The 22,273-nt window shown below is 36.7% G+C and carries 22 protein-coding genes and 1 riboswitch; of the genes, 13 read left to right on the top strand and 9 right to left on the bottom strand.

The window, feature by feature from the left end:
* Positions 1 to 72: 72 nt before the first annotated feature.
* Positions 73 to 621, bottom strand: coding sequence for a DUF6944 family repetitive protein (locus N0O92_RS14385; protein WP_315615351.1), 549 nt, complete (start codon positions 619 to 621; stop codon positions 73 to 75).
* 270 nt (positions 622 to 891) lie between these two features.
* Between N0O92_RS14385 and N0O92_RS14380 the strand changes: the two genes are divergently transcribed.
* The 3 genes from N0O92_RS14380 (at position 892) to N0O92_RS14370 (ending at position 3,007) form a co-directional block, all read left to right on the top strand.
* Entirely contained in the window at positions 892 to 1,119 is a 228-nt protein-coding gene (locus tag N0O92_RS14380; RefSeq protein WP_315615350.1) for a hypothetical protein, read from the top strand.
* Positions 1,120 to 1,245: 126 nt separating this feature from the next.
* The gene (locus tag N0O92_RS14375; RefSeq protein WP_315615349.1) at positions 1,246 to 2,592 is read left to right on the top strand and encodes an MATE family efflux transporter; all 1,347 of its coding nucleotides are present in this window, start codon (positions 1,246 to 1,248) and stop codon (positions 2,590 to 2,592) included.
* Positions 2,593 to 2,701: 109 nt separating this feature from the next.
* Entirely contained in the window at positions 2,702 to 3,007 is a 306-nt protein-coding gene (locus N0O92_RS14370) for a hypothetical protein (RefSeq protein WP_315615348.1), read from the top strand.
* Positions 3,008 to 3,136: 129 nt separating this feature from the next.
* Here N0O92_RS14370 and N0O92_RS14365 read toward each other — a convergent pair whose 3' ends face one another.
* Complete coding sequence (locus N0O92_RS14365; RefSeq protein ID WP_315615347.1) at positions 3,137 to 3,793, bottom strand: phosphatase PAP2 family protein; 657 nt, start codon at positions 3,791 to 3,793, stop codon at positions 3,137 to 3,139.
* A gap of 248 nt (positions 3,794 to 4,041) precedes the next feature.
* Between N0O92_RS14365 and N0O92_RS14360 the strand changes: the two genes are divergently transcribed.
* From N0O92_RS14360 to N0O92_RS14345, 4 genes are all read left to right on the top strand, one after another.
* Positions 4,042 to 4,953 (top strand): LysR family transcriptional regulator, encoded by a 912-nt coding sequence (locus N0O92_RS14360; RefSeq protein WP_315615346.1) that lies wholly within the window; start codon positions 4,042 to 4,044, stop codon positions 4,951 to 4,953.
* Positions 4,954 to 5,267: 314 nt separating this feature from the next.
* The gene (gene codB, locus N0O92_RS14355) at positions 5,268 to 6,533 is read left to right on the top strand and encodes a cytosine permease (protein ID WP_315615345.1); all 1,266 of its coding nucleotides are present in this window, start codon (positions 5,268 to 5,270) and stop codon (positions 6,531 to 6,533) included.
* Positions 6,534 to 7,799, top strand: coding sequence for a cytosine deaminase (locus tag N0O92_RS14350; protein ID WP_315615344.1), 1,266 nt, complete (start codon positions 6,534 to 6,536; stop codon positions 7,797 to 7,799).
* A gap of 391 nt (positions 7,800 to 8,190) precedes the next feature.
* Positions 8,191 to 9,417, top strand: a complete 1,227-nt coding sequence (locus tag N0O92_RS14345; protein WP_315615343.1) for a dicarboxylate/amino acid:cation symporter — start codon at positions 8,191 to 8,193, stop codon at positions 9,415 to 9,417.
* A 110-nt stretch (positions 9,418 to 9,527) separates the two neighbouring features.
* On the opposite strand, the gene N0O92_RS14340 is transcribed toward N0O92_RS14345, so the two are convergent.
* Positions 9,528 to 9,983, bottom strand: a complete 456-nt coding sequence (locus tag N0O92_RS14340) for a DinB family protein (RefSeq protein WP_315615342.1) — start codon at positions 9,981 to 9,983, stop codon at positions 9,528 to 9,530.
* A 104-nt stretch (positions 9,984 to 10,087) separates the two neighbouring features.
* Positions 10,088 to 10,795 (bottom strand): iron-sulfur cluster repair di-iron protein, encoded by a 708-nt coding sequence (ric, locus tag N0O92_RS14335; protein ID WP_315615341.1) that lies wholly within the window; start codon positions 10,793 to 10,795, stop codon positions 10,088 to 10,090.
* Positions 10,796 to 11,000: 205 nt separating this feature from the next.
* On the opposite strand from ric, the gene N0O92_RS14330 reads away from it, so the two are divergent.
* The gene (locus N0O92_RS14330) at positions 11,001 to 11,690 is read left to right on the top strand and encodes a Crp/Fnr family transcriptional regulator (protein ID WP_315615340.1); all 690 of its coding nucleotides are present in this window, start codon (positions 11,001 to 11,003) and stop codon (positions 11,688 to 11,690) included.
* An 89-nt stretch (positions 11,691 to 11,779) separates the two neighbouring features.
* On the opposite strand, the gene hmpA is transcribed toward N0O92_RS14330, so the two are convergent.
* Positions 11,780 to 13,012 carry an NO-inducible flavohemoprotein gene (hmpA, locus tag N0O92_RS14325; RefSeq protein WP_315615339.1) on the bottom strand — a complete coding sequence of 411 codons (1,233 nt, stop codon included), beginning with the start codon at positions 13,010 to 13,012 and terminating at the stop codon, positions 11,780 to 11,782.
* A gap of 323 nt (positions 13,013 to 13,335) precedes the next feature.
* On the opposite strand from hmpA, the gene N0O92_RS14320 reads away from it, so the two are divergent.
* Together N0O92_RS14320 and N0O92_RS14315 are read left to right on the top strand one after the other, a co-directional pair.
* Complete coding sequence (locus N0O92_RS14320; protein WP_315615338.1) at positions 13,336 to 13,869, top strand: hemerythrin domain-containing protein; 534 nt, start codon at positions 13,336 to 13,338, stop codon at positions 13,867 to 13,869.
* A gap of 127 nt (positions 13,870 to 13,996) precedes the next feature.
* Positions 13,997 to 14,075, top strand: a riboswitch (ZMP/ZTP riboswitch).
* 146 nt (positions 14,076 to 14,221) lie between these two features.
* The gene (locus tag N0O92_RS14315) at positions 14,222 to 15,418 is read left to right on the top strand and encodes a phosphoglycerate dehydrogenase (protein WP_315615337.1); all 1,197 of its coding nucleotides are present in this window, start codon (positions 14,222 to 14,224) and stop codon (positions 15,416 to 15,418) included.
* Positions 15,419 to 15,613: 195 nt separating this feature from the next.
* On the opposite strand, the gene N0O92_RS14310 is transcribed toward N0O92_RS14315, so the two are convergent.
* Complete coding sequence (locus N0O92_RS14310; protein ID WP_315615336.1) at positions 15,614 to 16,825, bottom strand: PP2C family protein-serine/threonine phosphatase; 1,212 nt, start codon at positions 16,823 to 16,825, stop codon at positions 15,614 to 15,616.
* 22 nt (positions 16,826 to 16,847) lie between these two features.
* A complete protein-coding gene (locus N0O92_RS14305; RefSeq protein WP_315615335.1) occupies positions 16,848 to 17,669 on the bottom strand; it encodes an alpha/beta fold hydrolase in 822 nt (273 codons plus the stop codon).
* Between the two features lie 231 nt (positions 17,670 to 17,900).
* Here N0O92_RS14305 and N0O92_RS14300 point away from each other — a divergent pair, with 231 nt between their 5' ends.
* Positions 17,901 to 18,770 (top strand): DUF6671 family protein, encoded by an 870-nt coding sequence (locus N0O92_RS14300; protein ID WP_315615334.1) that lies wholly within the window; start codon positions 17,901 to 17,903, stop codon positions 18,768 to 18,770.
* 29 nt (positions 18,771 to 18,799) lie between these two features.
* Here the strand turns inward: N0O92_RS14300 and N0O92_RS14295 are convergent, their stop codons facing one another.
* Positions 18,800 to 19,321 (bottom strand): DinB family protein, encoded by a 522-nt coding sequence (locus tag N0O92_RS14295; protein ID WP_315615333.1) that lies wholly within the window; start codon positions 19,319 to 19,321, stop codon positions 18,800 to 18,802.
* Between the two features lie 120 nt (positions 19,322 to 19,441).
* On the opposite strand from N0O92_RS14295, the gene N0O92_RS14290 reads away from it, so the two are divergent.
* The gene (locus N0O92_RS14290) at positions 19,442 to 19,777 is read left to right on the top strand and encodes a hypothetical protein (protein WP_315615332.1); all 336 of its coding nucleotides are present in this window, start codon (positions 19,442 to 19,444) and stop codon (positions 19,775 to 19,777) included.
* Positions 19,778 to 19,864: 87 nt separating this feature from the next.
* Here N0O92_RS14290 and N0O92_RS14285 read toward each other — a convergent pair whose 3' ends face one another.
* Positions 19,865 to 21,118, bottom strand: coding sequence for an ATP-binding protein (locus tag N0O92_RS14285; RefSeq protein WP_315615331.1), 1,254 nt, complete (start codon positions 21,116 to 21,118; stop codon positions 19,865 to 19,867).
* Between the two features lie 263 nt (positions 21,119 to 21,381).
* On the opposite strand from N0O92_RS14285, the gene N0O92_RS14280 reads away from it, so the two are divergent.
* Positions 21,382 to 22,212: a DUF2935 domain-containing protein gene (locus N0O92_RS14280; RefSeq protein WP_315615330.1), complete on the top strand. Its 831-nt coding sequence runs from the start codon at positions 21,382 to 21,384 to the stop codon at positions 22,210 to 22,212.
* Positions 22,213 to 22,273: the final 61 nt, after the last annotated feature.

The raw sequence follows: 22,273 nt of genomic DNA, 5'->3' as shown, positions 1-22,273 counted from the left end.
ACCCTAGGATACAAGAATTTACTTTGTATTCTAGGGGTTTTCAGTTTAAGAGTCTTACCCCATTTACAGCAATTATTGCATCATGTCTCTTGCAGCAATCAATGCATTATAGTTTGAGCCTAGTGCCTGGATGATCGCACCAATCGTCGTAAGTAATTGTCCGTTCTCTTCACGCTGATTTAATTTGTACACCCCACCTATTGCTTCTAATCCTGCTCCTAGACCTTGTAGAGAATTGCCAAGGGCATATTCCTGTTCTCCCATTAAATGATCAGCCGTGGCACTTATAGAAGCACCCATTGATTGGAGAGCATCTCCTAAAATTTCGATTTGAGTATAATCTATTTCATTTTCATCGTCTACGTCTTGCAAATAGGCTGCTATTGATGAAGTTGCGGCACCTGCACCATCAATCCAATTTCCAGCAAAATTAAGAGGATCATCAGTCGTTACAGTGCCGACCAATAAGGTCCCAACCGCCTGTAAACCTTCACCCACTGTGACAAGTCTATTGTTAATAGTATTAAGACCAGCTAAGGCCCTAACTTCTGCAATTGCAGATATAATCGTACCAATAGCATCTAGCCACGCTCCTGTTAAAAGTTTATGATTATCATTCAATCAAATCCCACCTCGAAAAAATCGCATACAATATTTTATGCTAGCTTTTTTAAAAAGTTAGTAAATTTGTTGGACTAGTCTACTGTAAACTCATAAAAAGGCTTATTCCTAGATTGTATCTAGTGAGCTCTTTTAAAGAAAACAAAAATGAGTGGCCTCAAATTTTTAGGTCTATGTTATGATTTTCATCCATACCCTTTAATAAAGGAGGTATTTTTATGGCTGTATCTCGTTGTACTGATTGTGGGTGTGTTGATCAGGTGGAAAAAAATGGGGGAGAATGCCCTTACTGCGAGCGACTTTTATGTAAAACTTGTCTCGAGAAACAAAAGAAAATATATCTTTGGAACGGTTGTGCAAGCTGCTGTATCGACTATCGTTCATTATTACATAAAGCATGACGCCAATGAGGCGTCTTTATTTGTTTTTGTTCTAATTTATATAATAAAGGGAGGAGTCGGACAACTCTTCCCCTATTCATGTATGGAAAAAAGGTAAGACATCAGTCAAGTATTCTTTTTCGTAATTGTTACGATTTAAAATTGACTTTTCCCTCTTTCTAAAAGTATAGTAATTTATAAAATAATTGCAGAATGTAACACCTGAGGAAAAAAGGAGATTCATATGAAAGCAGCTACATCGGCACTACAATTAAAGCAAGCTGAGACTATAAGCCATAAAGAGTACTTAGTATTGGCGGTACCACTAATTATTTCAGGAATTTCAACCCCGATCTTAGGTGCAGTTGATACAGCTGTGGTAGGTCAAATCCCGAATCCTGCCTCCATCGGTGGAGTAGCGATTGGTGCCGTAATATTTAATACGATGTATTGGTTGCTTGGTTTTCTCAGAGTTAGTACAAGTGGATTTACAGCACAAGCAGAAGGGGCGAATAACCAAACGGAAGTATTCTTATCTTTCCTACGACCGATGATCATGGCGATCTTTTTTGGTTTGTTTTTTATCCTTTTTCAGCAACCAATTTTACAATTAGCACTACGTTTACTTGGAGGGAGCGAAGCCGTATCGAGTTTTGCGGCGGCGTATTTTTCTATTCGAATTTGGGGTGCTCCATTTATTTTATTAAGTTATGTCATGATTGGCTGGCTGATCGGAATGGGAAAGGTTCGATTAGCTTTAGCAACTCAAATCTTAATGAATGTGTTAAATATTATATTAGATCTTGTTTTTGTTTTAAGGTTTGGGATGGGTGTAAACGGGGTGGCGTATGCAACAGTAATTTCTGAAATTAGTGCAGTTATGTTTGGGGCATGGGTTATTTTTCGAGCGAATAAAGATAAGATTGGCCAAATAAGCGTAAGATTATTAGCAAACTCTAAAACACTCATAAAATTGTTACAAGTGAATAGAGATTTATTTTTGCGGACAGTGTGTTTATTGGCTATGACGGGTATTTTCACGGCAAAGGGAGCAAGTATGGGAGAAGTAACATTGGCGGCAAATGCCATACTGTTGCAAATTCATTATATAATGGCATATTTGTTTGGTGGGTTTGCGAATGCATCAAGTATTCTTGTTGGAAGAGCAATAGGAGGTAATAATCTTTCTCTTTATAAACGTGCTTTTTCTCTTTCGGCACAATGGGGCTTTGTGTCTGCTATAGGATTGTCTTTAATTATAGTCGTAAGCGGGCAACAAATAGTTGAATTATTCACAACGATCGTAGAGGTAAGGGTTATTGCTTTGGATGTACTCATATGGCTAATTATTTTTCCATTTGTCGGGTTTTGGGGTTTGCAGTTAGAAGGGATTTTTTCAGGTGCTACAGAGGCAAAATCCATAAGAGATTCGATTGCTCTTGCTTTAATTGTCTTTATCGGAGCAATCTGGTTACTTGTTCCACTATACCAAGAGCATGGAATCTGGATTGCATTTGTTTTATTTAGCTTATCCCGCTCAATCTTTTTATCTTTCTATGTACCGAAATTAACTCGTACTCAATTTCGATAATGATTTTGTAAAAAAGGACATTGATATATTAGCTCAATTTTCAAGAAAATAAAGGAAAAGTTGAACACTAGGTCGAAGTATATGTATAAATACTTTGGAGGTGTAAAACATGTATCAAGTCCCTGAACGTCAGCTGCTAGCTTATCAATTATGTTATGAGATTGAAATGCAACTACGTGAACTGATTCAAACTTATGATATGAATGGCCTCAAAATGAAGTTGAAAACGTATAAAGATGTAGTGTCGGTTGTTTCAAAGTTAACATTAGTAGACACTGGTGAAAGTGTCGATAAGTTAATTCGGGCTAATACGGTTAGAGAGAAAGTGTCAAGAATGAAAAACGTCTCGGATGAAGATATCTGGATATTAGAAGAGTGTCGTGATTCATTACCGAAGATTAATCTTAATAGGTAGTAGTTTAATGACTGACTGTATCAAAAAATAACTTAGTGTGTGGCGATATGACCATTATATAGCTTTTATAAAACCTATAAAAATAGCATCCTATATCGGATGCTATTTTTATGGGTTTTTACAAAGCTATCAAATTACAAATTTGTTTCTAAAAAAAGATTGAAACGCAATCAAACAAAAATAAAACCATGAGAGTGAAATGGTGATAGCTGCAAAAATGTCCGATGGAAAATGCGCTCCAACAATAATTCTGCTTAAAGCAACGGAAATAATCATGAAAATAAAAAGGCTCGAAAACGTAATCACCTGTAATGAATTTCGGATTAAACGATAGCATAAAAAAATTAAAAATGTAAACAAAATAACACTTCTCATTGTATGGCCACTTGGAAAACTATAAGATGCAATTTCAAGAGAGTAACCAAATACTTCGATGACACTCATCTCACCAGGTCTTTCTCGTTGGAAGAGGACCTTCAAAAAGAAATTTAAAGCAATCCCGCCAGAAGTAAGTACAAATAAAAAGATGACATATCCCCATTTTTTGTATACAGATAAACACAATCCAATAATAAGGGATAATATTAGTATGAACTCACCAGAGCCGATTTTCGTAATTGCTTCCATGAGAGTGACAACAAAAGATGAGGAACTCTCAGTGAACCAAGATATGATAGCCTGATCTATTGAAATCAGTCTATCTTTTAGGGACAAAATGGAGATGAAAATAAATAGGAGAAGCGAACAAATTGTTATAATCAAATACTTCTTGTTTGTGTTCTTCATCAAAAGTCACTCTTTCTGTATGTCAGCGTAAGTGCCCATTATACCATCACTCGGTCGCTAGAGAAAGATGCTAATAAACTATCTATTAGCAATATGTAGTTTAATGGCACTGAAGAAAGTATAGTTTGAACTTGAGTCCCAGAGGAGGTCTCTTTTAGAATAGAAGGTCGATTATGTTCATCTCATTTTTTTCCTGTATAATGAATAATTAAGCATCATGATGTGAAGTAGGTAGAGGTGTATAGATAATGACATTACAACAATTAAAATATGTAATTGAAATCGTCCTTTGTGGTTCAATAAATGAAGCGGCACGTAGACTTTATATGTCGCAACCAAGTTTATCAAAAGCAGTAAAGGAATTAGAAAAAGAATTAGGGATCACGATCTTTACGAGAACGACTAGAGGGATCACTTTATCTCCAGATGGAGCTGAATTTCTAGGATATGCTAGACAAGTAGTCGAGCAAACCGAGTTACTTGAGCGTCGTTATTTTAATACAGCTCCAGCACAACAGTTGTTTTCAGTTTCGACACAACATTATGCGTTTGCTGTAAATGCATTTGTCGAAATGATTAAAAAGCATGGTGCCGAAGAATATCAGTTCACATTAAGAGAGACAAGGACTTATGAAATTATTGAGGATGTTAAGAATTTGCGAAGTGAAATTGGAATTTTGTATGTAAGTTCATTTAACGAGAAGGTCATGAAACAAATGCTGAAGGAAGAGGGGTTAGAGTTTCATCCGCTTTTTGAGGCAGCCCCTCATATTTTTGTTAGTTCTGAGAATCCACTTGCTTCTAAAAAAACAGTCTCTCTAGAAGATTTAGAAGCGTATCCTAGGTTGTCATTTGAACAGGGAGAATTCAATTCATTTTATTACTCAGAAGAAATTTTCAGTACAATCCCTCATAAAAAAAGCATTCAAGTAAGCGATCGGGCCACGCTCTTTAACTTATTAATCGGCTTAAATGGGTATACGATTTCAACAGGTATTTTAAACTCAGATTTAAATGGTTCGAACATTGTATCAGTTCCACTAGAAGAAGATGAGACGATTTCAGTAGGGTGGATTGTTCATAAAAAGACACAGTTAACAAGAATGGCTAACCTTTATTTACAAGAGTTGAAGAACATTATTAATTATTATGCTTCTTAATATGCTTTAGGTTCTAATCGACTAACGAACGTTTAAACTAATAGTTAAATATAATATATTGACAAAATAAATAGATTCATAGATAATGATTTTAACTTAATACTGGTACCTTTAATTCAGTCCTGTGAGGCTGACAAGGTAGGTCGTTACAGATAGGGGAGTACTTCGTCTTTTTACGGGGGGCCTTATCTATATTTATGCGTATCTAGGTTTCTTGTCAGCAGAAAAGGTGATGAGAAACCTTTTTTGTGTACATTAAACTATTGATCGTAAACCTCCATGGTGCCAGAAACTAAAACATTGGAGGAATCATCATGAAACAAACAAAATCAGTCGATCGTGATTATGCATTACAACCAGTACCACAATCAGCGAGGCAAGGTTTTTGGAAAATGTTCGCTGTCATGCTAGGATTAACCTTTTTCTCAGCGAGTATGTGGTCTGGGGGGAGTCTTGGAGCAGGGTTAACATTTGCACAATTCATCTTAATTGTGTTGGCAGGAAATTTAATTCTTGGTCTTTATACGGGGGCACTTGGTTATATTGGAGCAAAAACAGGGTTATCAACACATCTTTTAGCACGTTATGCGTTTGGTGAAAAAGGATCCTATGTTGCTTCCTTTATGTTAGCTGCAACACAAGTAGGTTGGTTTGGTGTCGGGGTTGCAATGTTTGCATTGCCTGTTCAAAAAATAACAGGGATCGATTCAACAATTCTCATTGCCATCGCAGGGGTATTGATGACAGCTACAGCTTATTTTGGAATGAAAGCTTTAACGATTTTAAGTATGATTGCCGTACCATCGATTGCCATTTTAGGTAGTTATTCTACATTTGAAGCAGCACATAGTGTTGGAGGGCTTGGGGGCTTACTTGAATATCAACCAGCTGAAAGTATGGCACTTGCTGTTGCGTTAACGATTTGTATTGGTTCTTTTATAAGTGCTGGCACTTTAACTCCAGACTTTGCTCGTTTTGCAAAAACTAAAAAAACGGGTTTCCTTACAACCGTCATTGCATTTTTCATCGGGAATTCATTAATGTTTCTTTTCGGAGCGGTTGGGGCAATTGCAACTGGCGAGTCAGATATTTCGGAAGTGATGTTTTTACAAGGGCTAATCATTCCTGCTATTATTATCCTAGGTCTTAACATTTGGACAACAAACGACAATGCTTTATATGCATCAAGTTTAGGTTTTTCACATATCACAAAAATAACTAAAAATAAGGTAGTCATTTTTAACGGGATTGTTGGTACCGTATTAGCTATGTGGTTGTATAATAACTTTGTTGATTGGTTAACATTCTTAGGATCAACATTGCCGCCAATTGGTGCCATTATCCTAGCTGATTATTTTATTGTTCGACGTGGGAAAGAATTAAAAGAAAGTGCAATTAAAGTTGTAAATTGGTTGGCTTTAGCGGCTTGGGGAATTGGTGTGTTCGCAGCAACATTTATTCCTGGAATTGCACCGTTAAATGCTCTTTTAGCTTCGGCAATTGCGTATGTTGTCTTAACATGGATTAAGAACCAAAGAAACAAACAAGAAGAGGTAGTCATAGAGAAAAAGGTGAGCTAATTGTTAGTAAAAAACGCAAAACTACGAGGCCGAGAAGGTCTTTGGCACATTCTCATTCGTGAGAACCAAATTGAAAAGATTGCTGAAAATATTGAAGGGTATGAAGGAGAGACTCTTGATGTAGAGGGGAATCTAGTTCTTCCTCCATTTGTGGAACCACATATTCATCTTGATACGACACTTACAGCAGGTGAACCGGAGTGGAATAAAAGTGGAACGCTTTTTGAAGGCATTCAACGTTGGTCGGAGCGGAAACCGTTGTTAACAAAAGAAGATGTAAAAACGCGTGCGCAAAAAGCATTAACATGGCAGATTGCTCAAGGCATTCAACATGTACGTACCCATGTAGACGTGACAGATCCATCGTTGGTAGCATTAGAAGCCCTATTAGAAGTGAAAGAAGAAATGGCTGCTCATGTTGATTTGCAACTTGTAGCCTTTCCTCAAGAAGGGATATTGTCTTATCCCAACGGGGAAGAGCTACTTGAGGAGTCCCTTCGGATGGGAGCCGATGTAGTCGGAGGGATTCCCCATTTTGAATTCACACGTGAATATGGAGTCGAGTCGATGAAAAAAGCCTTTGCTTTAGCTGAGAAATACGATCGACTTGTGGACATTCACTGTGATGAAATTGACGATGAGCAATCTCGTTTTGTAGAGGTAGTGGCAGCTGAGGCATATCGTTTCGGAATGGGGGAGCGCGTGACGGCAAGTCATACGACAGCGATGCATTCCTATAATGATGCATATACATCTAAACTATTCCGATTGCTTAAACTATCAAACATAAACTTTGTTGCTAATCCACTTGTAAATATTCATCTGCAAGGTCGTTTTGATTCGTATCCAAAACGTCGTGGAATAACGCGGGTGAAGGAATTACAAGAGGCTGGTATCAATGTTTGTTTTGGACATGACGATATTTTTGACCCATGGTATCCACTTGGAACAGGAAACATGTTACAAGTACTTCATATGGGTATTCATGTTTGTCAGCTGTTAGGGTATGATCAAATTGTAAATTCAATAGATCTAATTACAACTAACAGTGCAAAAACATTACACATTGAAGACGAGTATGGAATAGAAGAGGGGAAAGTCGCTAACTTTATTGTTCTGAGTGCAGAAGATGAGTATGATGCGATTCGACGCCAAGCTTCGGTACGTTACTCGATCCGCAATGGAAAAATCATTTCTGAAACAAAACCGAGTGAGACATTTGTACAATTCAATGAAGAAAAACAGCAAATTACGTTTAATAAATAAGGATTATGAAGGTTCGGCATTCATGTCGAGCCTATTTCCTCTTAATTTAATGGATTGAACATGTAAGGGGAATTACGTTTAATAAAAGCATGAAAGAATACAATAGAAAAAGCTAATTTGTTCTTTCATCCTTTTTTGAAAAGGGTGAGATTGTTATATGTTTATCGGATAATTCTGTTTCGTGTTTTTTATATAGATTTAAATTCTTACAGCTTCATATACTATATTCGTCTATAGCTTAGAAAAATATCTATAAGAAAATCGATTTCCAAGGAAGTTCGGGAAATAACATTTGACGTATCATAAATAAAATGGAATTATAGTATTTATCGAAAAATAAAGAATGTAGTGTCAATTGAATGACAAACTACATCAAGAGAGGAGTAGCAATATGGGATTAACAAAGAAAATTATTATTGCGCTAATAGCAGGGGTTGCTGTGGGGCTAGGGTTTAACCTTCTTGCACCTGAAGCTTTTGTGCCTTTAGACACGTACGTTCTTACACCGTTAGGGCAAATCTTTTTAAGGTTAATAACGATGTTGGTTGTACCACTTGTCTTCTTTTCTATTGTGCTTGGAACAGCTGGAATGGGAGATACGAAGAAATTAGGGAGGATTGGTATTAAGACTATTGGCTTCTATTTGATCTCTACTGTGGTGGCTCTATGTATTGCTTTTGGAGTGGCCTTAGCGATTCAACCTGGACAAGAGGGACTAATGGGTACAGATCAGGCTAATTTCGAAGCAACAGAACCTCCTCCAGTCGTTGAGACTTTGCTGAACATCATACCTAGAAATCCAATTGATGCACTTGCTACTGGTCAGATGTTGCAAATTATTTTCTTTGCCATTTTTATTGGTTTTGCTCTAGCGCATCTTGGTGAAAAGACAAAAGGAATTCATAAGCTAATCGAACAAGGGAATGAGATTATGATGTTCCTAGTTACTATTGCGATGAAGCTTGCGCCATACGGAGCCTTTGGTTTGATTGCATCAGCGATTGGTAAACTTGGTTTAGATGCTTTATCTTCAATGGCGATGTATATGCTTTGTGTTATACTCGCATTGATTCTCCACGTGGCGGTCGTGTATTCTGGTGTTGTTTATGCTTTAGGGAAAATGAATCCTCTTCATTTCTTTAAAAATTTCGCACCAGCTATGACAGTAGCGTTTAGTACATCAAGCAGTAACGCAACACTACCGCTATCGATGAAAACCGCACAGGATAAATTAGGGGTCTCCAAACCGATTTCCGGCTTCGTACAACCGCTTGGAGCAACCATTAATATGGATGGTACGGCGATCATGCAAGCTGTTGCAACGGTGTTTATTGCACAAGTGTTTGCGGAACCATTATCTGTAGGTGCATTAGTAACGGTTGTATTAACAGCTACCCTTGCAAGTATCGGAACAGCAGGAGTACCTGGAGTTGGGATGATCATGCTTGCGATGGTTTTACAATCGGTTGGATTGCCAGTTGAGGGGATTGCACTTGTATTAGCTGTTGACCGCATTCTCGATATGCTTCGTACTGCAGTGAATATTACAGGTGATGCAGCATGTGCTGTATTTGTGGAACGAAGTGAAGGTGGAAAGGATAAGGTAGAGACGGCTTAACAGTCTTTGTTTGAGCGTTATGTTTGGTGGGAATTTACACTGACATAACGCTCTTTTTTGAGTAGGTAAGCTGAAGCTTAGTAATCAAGATGGGTATTCAGCAGTAAATCCTACTTTTTCACAAACATTGGCAAGTCAGTGTGTCCCATTTCACGCACATAGACAAATAAGTTTCCTTTATGATTAATCTCATGGTCAATTGCTAAATTAATAATTTGCTCTGCTGGAAGTTTCACACCTAGAATGGCTGTTAAGTCAATAATCTCATCAAATTGCTCGTCAGTTAGTGATTCGAAAATTTTTACGGTTTCATCTGTATACAATGTAGCTAGATTAGCTAAATCAATTTCTGCCTTTTCGTCATGTAGAGGCTTAGGAGCTTGCTTTGCTGCTGCAGAAGCAAATTGGTAAAAAGATGTTAGCATATGAACGACTAACTCTTTCGCTGACATGGATGTTTCGGTCGGTTTGAAATCATAATGTTCCTTATCTATCTTGTTGATTAATTCATTTGTTATTAAACGATGTGATAGAAAATAACCTTTGAAATGACTGTTTTTACTCATCTTAAATCCTCCTACTTGTTGTTATTATTTTCATATTAAACTTACGTGCTATTGAATCAATAGTCAAGCAGGAGAACTTCGCCACTAAGAGGGCCTAAAGCCATTTATTTTCCTGAAACTGCTCTTGGAAACAACACATTATTCTCTAAATGAATGTGCTGGAATAAGTCAGATTCTAAATCCTCAAGCCGTTGATAAACGAGGCGATACGTACCACAAGCTCCTGGTGGTGGAGTAAAGTCATTTGTTACTTCGCGAAGTTCTTTTAGAATGTTTCCTGCATGATTGTGTTCATTTTCAAGTTCATCAACAACGTTTTGTAATTGTTGAACGTTTTTTTCGGTACGATTTTTCTCAACTTGTAAGATAAGTGGGAAGTCGACCGTTTCCTCTTTAATTAAGTGCTGTTCTAACTCGATACGTAATTCGTGAAATAAGCGATGTATTTGCGCTAGGTGAGGTTGATTTTCCCCGTGAACTCGCAATACTTTTGTGACATATGGACTTAATTGCGGTAATTCTTCATTAATATAACGATGGTGTTTATGAATAATATGATCAATTAGTTCACTATAGGAAGCGTGTTCCCATTCAATTCGTGATTCATGTAATGCCGTTGTTTCTTCATAGAGTGCATTTAAATTTGCTAACACTTCTGCTGCTGATAAATTTCTCTCTTGAATTGCTTCGATAAGTGGACGGTTTCCTCCGCAGCAAAAATCGATCCGATATGATTTAAACAAGTCACTAGATTTTGGGAATTTCGTGACGATGTCTCCTACAACTGATGTTTCTGTAAACGTTTGTGTCATTTTATATTCCTCCATTTATTTAATTTTTGTTTCTACGTAAAGGATAACAATGACTGAACAGTTAGGTTGTGATACAAATCACCAATGTAATGATATTTGTTGTTCTTACTATTTTTAAGGTTATGGATGTTATGACGTTAATCACAGTTCTTGAAGCAGAGTATTAGTAAAATAGGGGTAAAATGAGTGCTAAGGAGTTTTATAGATGAAAGCAGCAGCAATAAAAAGGCATTTACAAGGAGTATCGCTCTTTAAGGGGTTATCTGAAGAAGAGCTTGAACAGATTGTTGGCATTGCCCAGTTGCGACCATATGCGGCAAGATCCTTTGTCTTTATGCAAGGGGATCTACTTGATCGGGTGTTTTTCATCTATTCTGGAAAAGTGAAAATTCACAAAACTGATGTAGCTGGGAAAGAACAAATTGTGTCCATTTTGCAGGCAGGTGATATGTTTCCACATGCTGGTTTTTTCCGCGGAGGAGATTTCCCGGCACATGCCGAAATTATTGAGACGGCCGAGTTGATCGTGATTCCTGTTGGTAGTTTTGAAAAAATCCTTCTTACGTATCCAGAGCTGTGTGTCAAAATGTTTAAGATGTTAGGGGAAAAAATCGTAGATCTTCAAAATCGACTGGAAGAGAAAATCCTTCGTGATACCTATGAACAAATTGTTATGTTGCTTCTGCGGTTATGTAAGTCCAATGGTGTTATGCTTGGTGGTAATTATAAATTCACTTCTCATTTTACAAACAGAGAATTAGCTAACATGATTGGTACATCAAGAGAGACAATTAATCGAACAATTAGTCAGTTACGAAAGAAGAATGTTATTGCTTTGGATGAGGAGGGATTCTTTGTTATAAACGTACATAAATTAAAAGCTGAAACCTTATAAACATGTCTTTCTCACCCCCTGTGTATAGTTGCAGTTAACTCAAATAAAAGGCGCTATCCCAATGGGACAGCACCTTTTATCTGAAATACCTACTCTTCCAAACTCCCTTTTGGTCCAAAATATTCAAAATGAATCCGTTCTGCAGGTACGTTCCATTCTTGCAATGCTTTGTTCATAGCTTTCATAAAAGGCAGGGGTCCACAGAAGTAAAAATCAGCTTCGTTGTTTTGTAATATTGACTGAAGCCATGGAAGATCAATAAAACCTTCTTTATGGTATATCTTCGTTTGTTTGTCATTCTCAGTCGGCGATTCGTACGAGACGAAGTAACGAATGTGCTCTGATTGATTCGCTAGATTTGTCACTTCATCGTTGAATGCATGATAGTGGCTGTTAATGGCAGCATGAATATAGGCAATCTTTCTTTTGGGTTGTTTGCTAGCTGATGTTTTAAGCATACTTAATAAAGGAGTTTGGCCAACACCTCCGCTGATTAAAACAAGGGGACGATCACTTTTTGTATCAAGAACAAAGTCGCCAGCAGGTGCAGAGACTTCAATAATATCGCCTTCAGAAACTTGATTGTGTAAGAAGGTAGAAACAAGGCCAGCTGGTGTATTACCTTTCTGATCCTCTCGCTTTACACTGATGCGATAGTAAGGTTTTCCTGATGTATCTGATAAACTGTATTGTCTTAAATGAGTATATGTCTCTCCATTAATAATGGCTTTTATTGTGATATATTGTCCAGGTTGGTAGACAGAAATTTGATTACCGTCTTTTGGGCTTAAATAAAAAGAAGTAATAACATCACTCTCAACTTCTTTTCTAGAGACAAGAAATTCACGGAAATCATCCCATCCTCCAGTTTGGGAAGCTGCCTCCATATACATTTCTTTTTCAACGGAAATAAACACCTCCGCAATTATGCCATAAGCTTCTCCCCATGCGTTAAGGATCTCATCCGTTGCTGCATCACCCAATACATCTTTAATTGCCAACAATAAATATTCACCTACAATAGGATAGTGTTCGGCTTGGATTCCAAGACTACGGTGCTTATGCGCGATTTGTTTAACGACTGGTAATATGGCTTCTAAGTTATCAATGTGCTGTGCAGCAGCATAAACCGTGTTCGCGAGTGCTTGTTGCTGCTTGCCCTGTTTCTGATTTACATGGTTAAAAATATGTAGTAATTCTGGATGGTTAGTAAATAACAGGTGATAAAAACGCGTAGTAATAGAAGTTCCATGTTCTGCTAGAACTGGTACAGTTGACTTAATAATTTCAATAGTATTAGAATCCAATGTCTTTGTTGACATGTAAGACTCCTCCATTTCCGAAAGATGTATTTTAAATACATATTTAATTATGGTAGCGTTTGCGTTTAAAAGCAATATTTAAAATACACCTTTCTAAAATTAGACAAAACTCACAGTGATTTAAAATTTTACGACTTCTGATTATAAAACTTAGGGAAGGCACAGATAAGATTTATAATGACAAATTGTAAAAGGCGAGAAAAAGTTTTTTTACTTAGGTCTAACAAAGACAAGTGAGCAAAAACACATTCATTATGTGAGTTCAATCACATATGGTAAGGCTGGTTGTTTGCTACTATTTTAAAAAAAGGAGGTAGTTTAGTATGGATCATTTTTGTAATATAGCAGGGGCTAGGTCACTTATATTATGTTCGCCTCTTCAGAGTTTAAAAGAGGAGCATCAACCATTACGAGAACAAATGGAGAAGTTGTATAGATTGTCTCATTCGATAGAAGAAGAAAAGGGGATTGGACAGATAAAAGAGCGTATATTGTACTTGCGTCAAGGAGTTGTTAAGTTTGTGAGCCAATTAGACCCCCATTCTGAAAAGGAAGAGGGAGTGTTATTTCCAATGGTTGCGCGATATATTGGAAAAGATACTGGTCCTATACTAGTTATGGAATATGAACATGACCAAGCAAAAGCACATTTGCGTCAATTTTTAGAAGAAACAACGAATCTTCAAGAAAGCCTCACTAGAGATGAGTTAGTCACAATCACGAAACGTTACAATGATGCTTTTAAGATTCTGCAAGGCCACTTTTTAAAAGAAGAGGAAATTCTTTTTCCATTAGCTCAACGTTTGCTGTCAGATGAAGAGAAATTGAGCCTAGAGGAGAGGATAGGTAGATTATAACGGTTACCCTAGTGAAAAGATTGACATAACTTGTATTGTTATTAGTTTCTCTCCTTTAAATTTTTTAGCTAGATGATATTTTAGGTTGAAGCTTTTGTCTGAATTTGTTATGATGAAATCAAATCAAAAGGCTATGTGTAACTGGCGAAACACGGATTACCGTGAGGGAGCACATAGTGTCGTAGCCGTTCGCCTGGGCAGAGGTAAGGGAGTTATTTCCCTTGCCTCTTTCTGTTTATAGGAGGCGATATTCGATATTACTTTGACGTAAATCGAGAATTTTCTTGAAATTTAGCTAATAGTACATGTACAATTTGATCATCATATAAAAAGAGAAAGAGGAGAGAACAATATGAGCACAACTACGTTAAAAAAAGTAAAAACAATCAAAACATTAAATAATATTGCACAAAGCGGGTTAAATGTATTTAAGGATCAGTATACAATCGATAATGAAAGCGACAATCCGGATGCGATTCTTGTTCGTAGTTTTAACATGCATTCACTTGAATTTGGCAATGATTTAAAAGCAATCGCGCGGGCAGGTGCAGGTGTGAATAATATCCCTGTTGATAAATGTACTGAACAAGGGATAGTTGTTTTCAATACGCCAGGTGCTAATGCGAATGCTGTAAAAGAGCTTGTATTAACAACATTAATGGCATCATCTCGAAATCTGTTTGCTGGTGTAGAATGGGCTAAGTCATTAAAAGGTGAAGGCGACCAAGTTCCTAAACTTGTTGAAGCAGGAAAAAAACAGTTTGTTGGAAAAGAAATTAAAGGTAAGACACTAGGAGTGATCGGACTAGGGGCGATCGGTGCTCTTGTAGCTAACGATGCACTTGATTTAGATATGGATGTTATTGGGTTTGACCCATTCATTTCTGTTAACACTGCTTGGAACTTATCTCGAAACGTTCAACGTGCGATGTCTATAGAGGAGTTGTTTGCAAACTCTGATTTTATTACAGTTCATGTACCTTTAACGGAAGATACAAAAGGAATGTTCAATAAAGAAACATTCAGTATCATGAAAGAAGGAGTGCACATTTTAAACTTCTCACGCGATGGTTTGGTAAATGAAGAAGATATTGCGTCTGCTCTTGAAAGTGGAAAAGTTGGCAAATACATTACAGATTTTCCAAATGAAAATGTGTTAACGATGAAAAACGCGGTGCCAATTCCACATCTGGGTGCTTCTACACATGAATCAGAAGAAAATTGTGCGATAATGGCAGCTCGTCAAGTAAAAGAATTTTTGGAAACTGGGAATATTAAAAACTCAGTCAATTTTCCAAATGCCGCGATTCCTTACACGGGTAAACGCCGTGTAGCTGCTTTTCATAAAAATGTACCAAATATGGTTGGGCAAATTACAACAGCGATTTCTGAATACAATTTAAATATTGCGGACATGGTAAACCGCAGCCGTGGCGATTATGCGTATACTATGATCGATATTGAAAATAAAGTAAACGGTGAGGTAATTCCTGGATTGGTTGAGAAAATCACTCAAATTGAAGGTATTGTTTCAACTCGTGTAATCTAATTCATCTGAACAAAAAAACGGGCAAAGGACGTTGGTCTTTCGCTCGTTTTTTTTGTTTAAGTCGTAAAGTTGAATTTCTTTGGTCTAGGAAGCAAAACAATAGGATCTAGCTTAAATTAGATGAGAATCACCTAGTTGTAATCAGTTTAAGGCCGAAGAATCACAAAGGATACCCTTGGCCTTGTCGATTAAAGGTTATTTCAAATCTACTAGAATAAAACATTGATCATCACTTTTATCATATGATTTCAAATTACTCTCGAGCGATCCAATTATCTGATCTTTAAGTTTAGCAATCGTCATAGAAGAGTTCTCATGTAATAACGAACAGACAAAATCTGTACCAAGTGGATCAGTGACTCCATCCGTATAGAGAAATAATCTACCACCTTCATGGTAAGTAAAGGTCTTTGTTTGAAAATTTATTCCTTCGAATGTTCCGAGCGGAGGAGTAGTAGAATGCAGCTCTTCCATTTGTCCGTTCATATTTTGCCAAAAAGCAGGGGGATGCCCAGCGTTAATGTACTCGATTCGTTTTTCTTTTGTATCAATAAATAAATTGATAGCTGTACAATAATGCCATGCTTCTTTGTTGTTTTGAAACAGGTTGTGAAGATGGTTATCCAGTTCCTTCATGACGGCGTCGGTCTTAACTCCTTTTGAGATAAGGCGTTGAAATAAAGATTGCAAAGACATAGTAATTAGCGCAGAAGAAATGCCATGCCCCATTACATCGAGAAGGATGATTCCATAACGATACGAATCTATTTGGTATAATCCGTAAATGTCTCCAGATAAATCATTAGAAGCCTCATAGTATGAAGCAATCTCAATTTGTTCGTTATAAATAGAATCTGTTAATGATGTTTCTTGAATTTTTCTAGCAAGTGCCAATTGTTTTTCTGTATTTATTTTGTACGTTTGGTTTTCTTCGTTTAATTCAAGTAATTCTGATTGTTTTTGCTTAAGCTCTTCTAGAGCTTTTTGAAGTTCTGCATTAGCTTGATGTTTAGCGAGTAATGCAGCTTCTGCCTCTTTTTTTGCAAGGAGAAGTTCGCTTTCATATTGACTTCTTTTTTGTATAGGAATAAAAATGCAGTCAATTTCAATTCGGTCATTTCGATTTTTTGGCAGTGCATTAACAATTACAGGGATTTCTTCACCATCCATCGATAATAAAGACGTATGCATTTCCTCTATCTTGTTTTCTAGTTGTACAAGTGGCACAAAATATAGTTGATAAAATAATTGAGCGGGAACAGAAAGGATTGTGTTGATATGTTCCCCTAGAATCTGTTCACGTTTATAACGCAAAGTAATTAATAGTGTTTGGTTGATTGATAAAATGGTTCCCTCTTTTGTTAATGTTAAAAATCCACATGGTGCATTATTTAATTGTTCATTCATAACTGGTCACCTCAATTTACCTCTATTGCCTTATTAAAAGAAGAATTTTTAAATAGTTGCGAATAGTTGTTACCGTTTCCTCCGGATGACTGAGGTGAGGACAATGACCTGTTGCTTCCATTTTCGTAAGCGTGCTAGAAGGAAGGTGATCATGTAGGTATTCGCCAACGAAAGAGGGGGCTATAATATCGTCAGAACATTGTAATATAAGAGAGGGGACGGTTACGTTTGGTAAATCAAGACGATTGTCTGAAAAGAAAGTTGCCTCTGCAAACTGCCTGGCAATAATCGGATCAGTGCTGCAAAATCGTTGCTCAAGCTCTTGTTTTATTTCTACGCGATTTGAATCGTTCAACAACGTACCTGCAAACATAGTTGCCCACCCTATATAATTTTTCTCCATCATGTCAATTAACCCAATTAGTTGATCTTTTTCAAAGCCACCAAAGTAATGAGGAGGATCATTCAAATAACATGGAGAAGGCGCAATCATAATTAAATGCTTAAAGTATTCAGGTTGTTTTAAAGATGCTAGCATGCCAATCATACTTCCAACAGAATGGCCGACTAGTATAGTTTCTTCAATGTCTAAAGCGGAACAAACATCTAAAATATCTTGCGCATAGCCATCTAATGTACGATAGCGTTCTACATCGTACGCTTGTAGGTCGGATTGACCTGAACCAACATAGTCAAATAAGATTATTTGGAATTCGTCTTCAAACGTTCTCGTAATGGAGTTCCACACGCTCTGATCGCAGCCGAATCCGGGTGCGAATAACATGGAGCGAGTGCCTTTGCCACGAATCTGTACATTATTGCGATTTATAATGTTTTGCTTCATATCTGACTGGACTCCTTCGAAAGTGTTAACTTCAGTTCTTGATCTTTCTATCATACCATTTTACGGAATGAATTTGTTGAGTTTATTGACTGCATAAGAACATTTGATAGTTAATCGACTTTATGAATATCATTTTGAGAGCCTCTAATATTGAAAAGCTAAAAAATGTCTAATCTATTAGTTTTAGCACTATAATAATGATAAAGAGAAGGGTGTAAAGGAGTTTCAAAAGTGGAAACAAAATTAAAACAACTATTTCAAAATCGAACAGCTGTAATTGCAACGATGCATCAAAAAGAGAAAGTCATAGCGCCACTGCTCGAAAGGGAGCTTGGATTACAAACAACTGTATTAAAACATTTTAATACGGATCAGTTCGGGACATTTACTAATGAAGTTGAAAGAGCTGGAAATCAATTAGAAGCTGCAAAAAACAAGTTGAAGATGGCGATGAAGCAAAGTGGGTTAGATATTGGTGTTGCAAGTGAAGGATCATTTGGCCCTCATCCTGTATTTACTTTTTCTCCTTTTAATAGAGAGCTCATCTTGTTACTAGATAAAAAGCATCAGTTAGAAATAACAGGATATATAGCAAATGGAAAAACTAACTTTTCACAAAAGGAAGTTGAAGGTTTTGAAGATGCCTACAAATTTGCCTTGTCTGTTGGGTTTCCGGAGCACGGTGTCATTGTAAAAAAGAGTATGGAGACAAAGGAAGCAAATGAGATTAGAAAAGGGATTCAGACGGTAGAAGAATTAAAGCAGGCAGTCGCTGATTTTATAACACCAGGGTCTTTGAAATCCCTGTACTTAGAAACAGATATGAGGGCGATGTATAATCCCACTCGAATGAAGAACATTCAATTAGCGACAAAAGATTTGTTAGCGAAAATGAGATCGTTCTGCCCGAGCTGCGATACCCCAGGCTTTGCCATAAAAGAAGTAAAAAGGGGACTGCCTTGTCACTACTGCGGCATGCCTACAGACGTTATTCGATCTCATTTGTACCAATGTGAAAAGTGCCAATACGAAAAAGAGGATCTGTTCCCTAATGGAATGGAGTTTGCTGATCCCACTTATTGTAACAGATGTAACCCATAATAAAATGAAGAGAAGTCTTGTTAGATTTCTTACTTTAGAATACGTAAATATTCTTCCCAAGGTCCAACGTCAGATTTGTATCTTTTGGCCATAACGCGAACGATTTGCGCAATGTGAGATAAATCATGAGCTACCCAAGTAGAAATAAGTTCTCGTACAGTCACCACTCCAAAGGTAGGGTGGGAACCTTTTCGATCTAGATGAATGTTGGGATCAATAAGGTTAGTAAGTTTTGTCAGGTTCTCCTCGCGAATTCTTTTAAATTCAAGTAGTGTTTGATCAAGTGTACAGGCTTGTTTGGGATGTAAGTGAGAAAATCGATCAAATGGTGGAAAGGGAATTTGTTCGCCTTTTTCAAGTATCCATTCTAACCTTGGAATCCAATTGGTTCTTTCTCCTTCAATGAGATGACTAAGCACTTCTGATACATTCCACGTATCTTCTCCTTCGTTACATTTCAACCAACCGTCAGCTACATTAGATAAAAAACATTCTAATGTTTGAGGTGTTCTTTGTAACATGTCTATTGCTTCATTCATGTCAAAGTTCATCTTATCACTCCTATCATTACATAGTCTTCTCAAAAACGATCATAGCATATAATTAGGAAGTACATGGTCAAAATGAGATAATAAGGAGAAAAGCTGGATTCTTTGACAGAGGTGAATGCATTGAGTGACATTTTATACGATTTATTTTTAGTTGTTTTTGGGATCATTCTCGGGGTGATCGTTAGTGATCCTTTAAAGAAACTTTATACAGGGAAATACAAGGAGGAGGCAAGGCAAAAGAAACGGGTGAAGTTATTGCTTCAAATTAGGGAAAATCAACCGAAAGAACCGTTCACCACAGAGGCATTAACGGAGAAGGTCTTTTCAGGTAAACTGGATGTAGAAACAGTGTATACGTTACTAAAAGAGATTGAAGAGTTTGGCCTGATTAAGGGAATGGAAGGCAAAGAGAGAGAGATTGCGAACATGAAATGGGTGTATGTAAAGAAATCGTAAGGATAATGTTTTGACTGGTAGGTTTTTCGAATAGAACGTTAAATAAAACGAAGTACCTGATATTAGATACTTCGTTTTGGGAGGCCCCTATCTTACTAATGGAAGAAAGATTGAAAATGTTGTGCCGACATTTACTGAACTTTTTACTTTAATTTCACCTTGTAGGTTATCCACGATCTTATAACAGACCATCGTTCCTAAACCAGTTCCATAATCTTTTGTCGTATAGAAAGGGGAGCCTAGTCGTTTTACTTCTTCTTCAGTCATGCCTTTCCCGTTATCTGTGATGCTTATCGTGACAGAGTTCCCTTTTTTACTAGCGCGTAAAATCAAATGGCCTTTCCCGTCAATTGATTCAATTCCATTTTTAATAATATTTAAGAAAACTTGATTCACTTCACACCGATTTGCTTTTATATAGTATGAGCCTTCAAGATTGTTTACGATCGTTATTCCTTTTAAAAGAGCATAGGAATTCATGACGCAAACTACGCTTTGAACTAATTCGATCACGTCTATTTTTTCCATATCAGATGTTTTTGATTTGGCCAATGATAAATAGTTGTGAATAATTGTCTCGGCTCTTTGTAACTCGGTATCCATTAATTCTAAAGAACTTATTTGCGAAGTGGTTAAGTTTTTCTCTGTTTTAAAAATATATATAAACCCTTTTACAACAGTTAATGGATTTCTTACTTCATGGGCGACAGATGCGGCCATTTCTCCAATTATTTTGACTCTCTCAGCTTGTAAAAGTTTACTTTTATTTTGTTCTTTCTCCTGTAAGGTCTCGATAATATAGATGACAATTAATATGGTAAGTAAATGGGATACAAGAAAATAAGTCACAAAATCAAATACAATCGTTTGGTCAAAATGTTGATAAGAGTATCCCAATCCTATTAACACGAGTATAGTATTTAATAGAGTTAAAAGAAAACTTATTTTTAATTTCTCTGTTAACTCGACCATTTTGTATTTCTGTAAGAAAAAATAGACCGTTATACTTGATAGACTGTAAGCAAATAAAGTAATAATGAAGCCTATATCCAAGCCAATAATAAAACGATACAAAAAAATGAATGCGGTTGCAACAAGTCCCATATTAATCCCGCCATAAAGGTAAGCAAGAAGCCAAGGGATCGTTCGCAAATCATAAATCTGTCCACCAGAAAGTTCTAATGGGTATGTCATAGAAAGAAAGATGGATAGGCAGCAAAGCAACCCGAAGGTAATAGCATTTTTTTGTGGAGATCCTTTCTTATAAAGAAAAGAATAGTAAACAAAAACGGGAACTAATACAACTAATAATGCAAACAAATAATTGTCAAAGCTGAACATACCTTTCTCTCCCTGCAGATGAATATATTTGTTTTATCGATATTCTACCACAAATTGGATCTGATAGACTCTATGTTTTTAAATTTTCTTATTATTATGCTCTCCCGAACTTCTCCGTTATGAACAAGTTGATTGCAAGCCAGGTATAAATTCATGCAGAACATTTTTTGAATATTTTAATGGAATATGGGGCAAGTATCAGCATGTATTTTAATTATAATCATATATTTTGAAGAAATGGGTGATGTTTAAGGGGGGAGTTTATGGTTCAAGATTTCACTTTACGTCCGATTGATGAGCATAGTTTTTGGCTTGAAGTTTTACAAGACCATGCCTACTTTATCAGAGATCATTTAGCACCAACTGAACAGCAGTATATCGCAGTTGCGGACCAGTATATTCAATCATTTGAATATTTACGAGAAAATCTAAAAAATGTTGGGCAAATGGGAGGAGTGGCAGATCAGAAGTTAATTCAGTTTGCTCAAGACGTTCATCCAACTGCAGAAGGTTATTATCAATTCGAAGGTCATATGCAAAACTTACGAATTCAAAACTTGGTGAACTTGAATTTAAGTCCAACATATTTAAACGGTACGTTGAGTGAAAATGAAGAATACTTGAGAATCCTTTCCTACTATATGAACGGCCAGGACTTTCCTCCGCAATCTTTAGTCGATCTTCTTGATTTGTGGTTAGAGGATCAATTAGGTCATGCTGTACTTTTAAGGAATATCCTTGATCCTATTGAATTGAAAATTACAGCTCAAACAGATCGATATATTGAACAGTTTCAATCCTATATTGTCCAAAATGAACAGATGAAAGGATTTCTTCGTTTTTCACCGCCTGGAATACAGAGACAACAACGATTTTCAAGAGAGGTTGGTCAGACAACGATTGATATGTATAATTTTATTGTTGGGGTTGTCCAGATGTATAGAGGCACAGAAGTCATTACTCGAACAACATTACGTTTTCTCGAACATCACTTTCCAGAAAGTTGTTATTTTATTCGGAAATTAAGCTATTACTCACCAGAGCTCGGTCCAAAAGCAGCACAATGCCCACTAACCAAGCCCTCTTTTGACTAGAATTTCATGCTACAAAAATGCGTGTGAACGAAATATCACACGCATTTTTTCTAGACCCATA

The organism is Alkalihalobacillus sp. MEB130, assembly GCF_032335535.1.
Taxonomy (GTDB): domain Bacteria; phylum Bacillota; class Bacilli; order Bacillales; family Bacillaceae_D; genus Halalkalibacter.
This window is presented reverse-complemented; position numbering and strand designations above follow the sequence as displayed.

Coding starts and splice junctions, on each gene's coding strand:
- N0O92_RS14365 (WP_315615347.1), bottom strand. CDS start 3,793: ATGAAGAACACAAACAAGAAGTATTTGATTATAACAATTTGTTCGCTT.
- N0O92_RS14280 (WP_315615330.1), top strand. CDS start 21,382: ATGGTTCAAGATTTCACTTTACGTCCGATTGATGAGCATAGTTTTTGG.
- N0O92_RS14320 (WP_315615338.1), top strand. CDS start 13,336: ATGGATCATTTTTGTAATATAGCAGGGGCTAGGTCACTTATATTATGT.
- N0O92_RS14315 (WP_315615337.1), top strand. CDS start 14,222: ATGAGCACAACTACGTTAAAAAAAGTAAAAACAATCAAAACATTAAAT.
- N0O92_RS14295 (WP_315615333.1), bottom strand. CDS start 19,321: ATGAACTTTGACATGAATGAAGCAATAGACATGTTACAAAGAACACCT.
- hmpA (WP_315615339.1), bottom strand. CDS start 13,012: ATGTCAACAAAGACATTGGATTCTAATACTATTGAAATTATTAAGTCA.
- N0O92_RS14370 (WP_315615348.1), top strand. CDS start 2,702: ATGTATCAAGTCCCTGAACGTCAGCTGCTAGCTTATCAATTATGTTAT.
- N0O92_RS14360 (WP_315615346.1), top strand. CDS start 4,042: ATGACATTACAACAATTAAAATATGTAATTGAAATCGTCCTTTGTGGT.
- N0O92_RS14310 (WP_315615336.1), bottom strand. CDS start 16,825: ATGAATGAACAATTAAATAATGCACCATGTGGATTTTTAACATTAACA.
- N0O92_RS14345 (WP_315615343.1), top strand. CDS start 8,191: ATGGGATTAACAAAGAAAATTATTATTGCGCTAATAGCAGGGGTTGCT.
- N0O92_RS14305 (WP_315615335.1), bottom strand. CDS start 17,669: ATGAAGCAAAACATTATAAATCGCAATAATGTACAGATTCGTGGCAAA.
- ric (WP_315615341.1), bottom strand. CDS start 10,795: ATGACACAAACGTTTACAGAAACATCAGTTGTAGGAGACATCGTCACG.
- N0O92_RS14340 (WP_315615342.1), bottom strand. CDS start 9,983: ATGAGTAAAAACAGTCATTTCAAAGGTTATTTTCTATCACATCGTTTA.
- N0O92_RS14375 (WP_315615349.1), top strand. CDS start 1,246: ATGAAAGCAGCTACATCGGCACTACAATTAAAGCAAGCTGAGACTATA.
- N0O92_RS14380 (WP_315615350.1), top strand. CDS start 892: ATGGGGGAGAATGCCCTTACTGCGAGCGACTTTTATGTAAAACTTGTC.
- codB (WP_315615345.1), top strand. CDS start 5,268: ATGAAACAAACAAAATCAGTCGATCGTGATTATGCATTACAACCAGTA.
- N0O92_RS14285 (WP_315615331.1), bottom strand. CDS start 21,118: ATGTTCAGCTTTGACAATTATTTGTTTGCATTATTAGTTGTATTAGTT.
- N0O92_RS14330 (WP_315615340.1), top strand. CDS start 11,001: ATGAAAGCAGCAGCAATAAAAAGGCATTTACAAGGAGTATCGCTCTTT.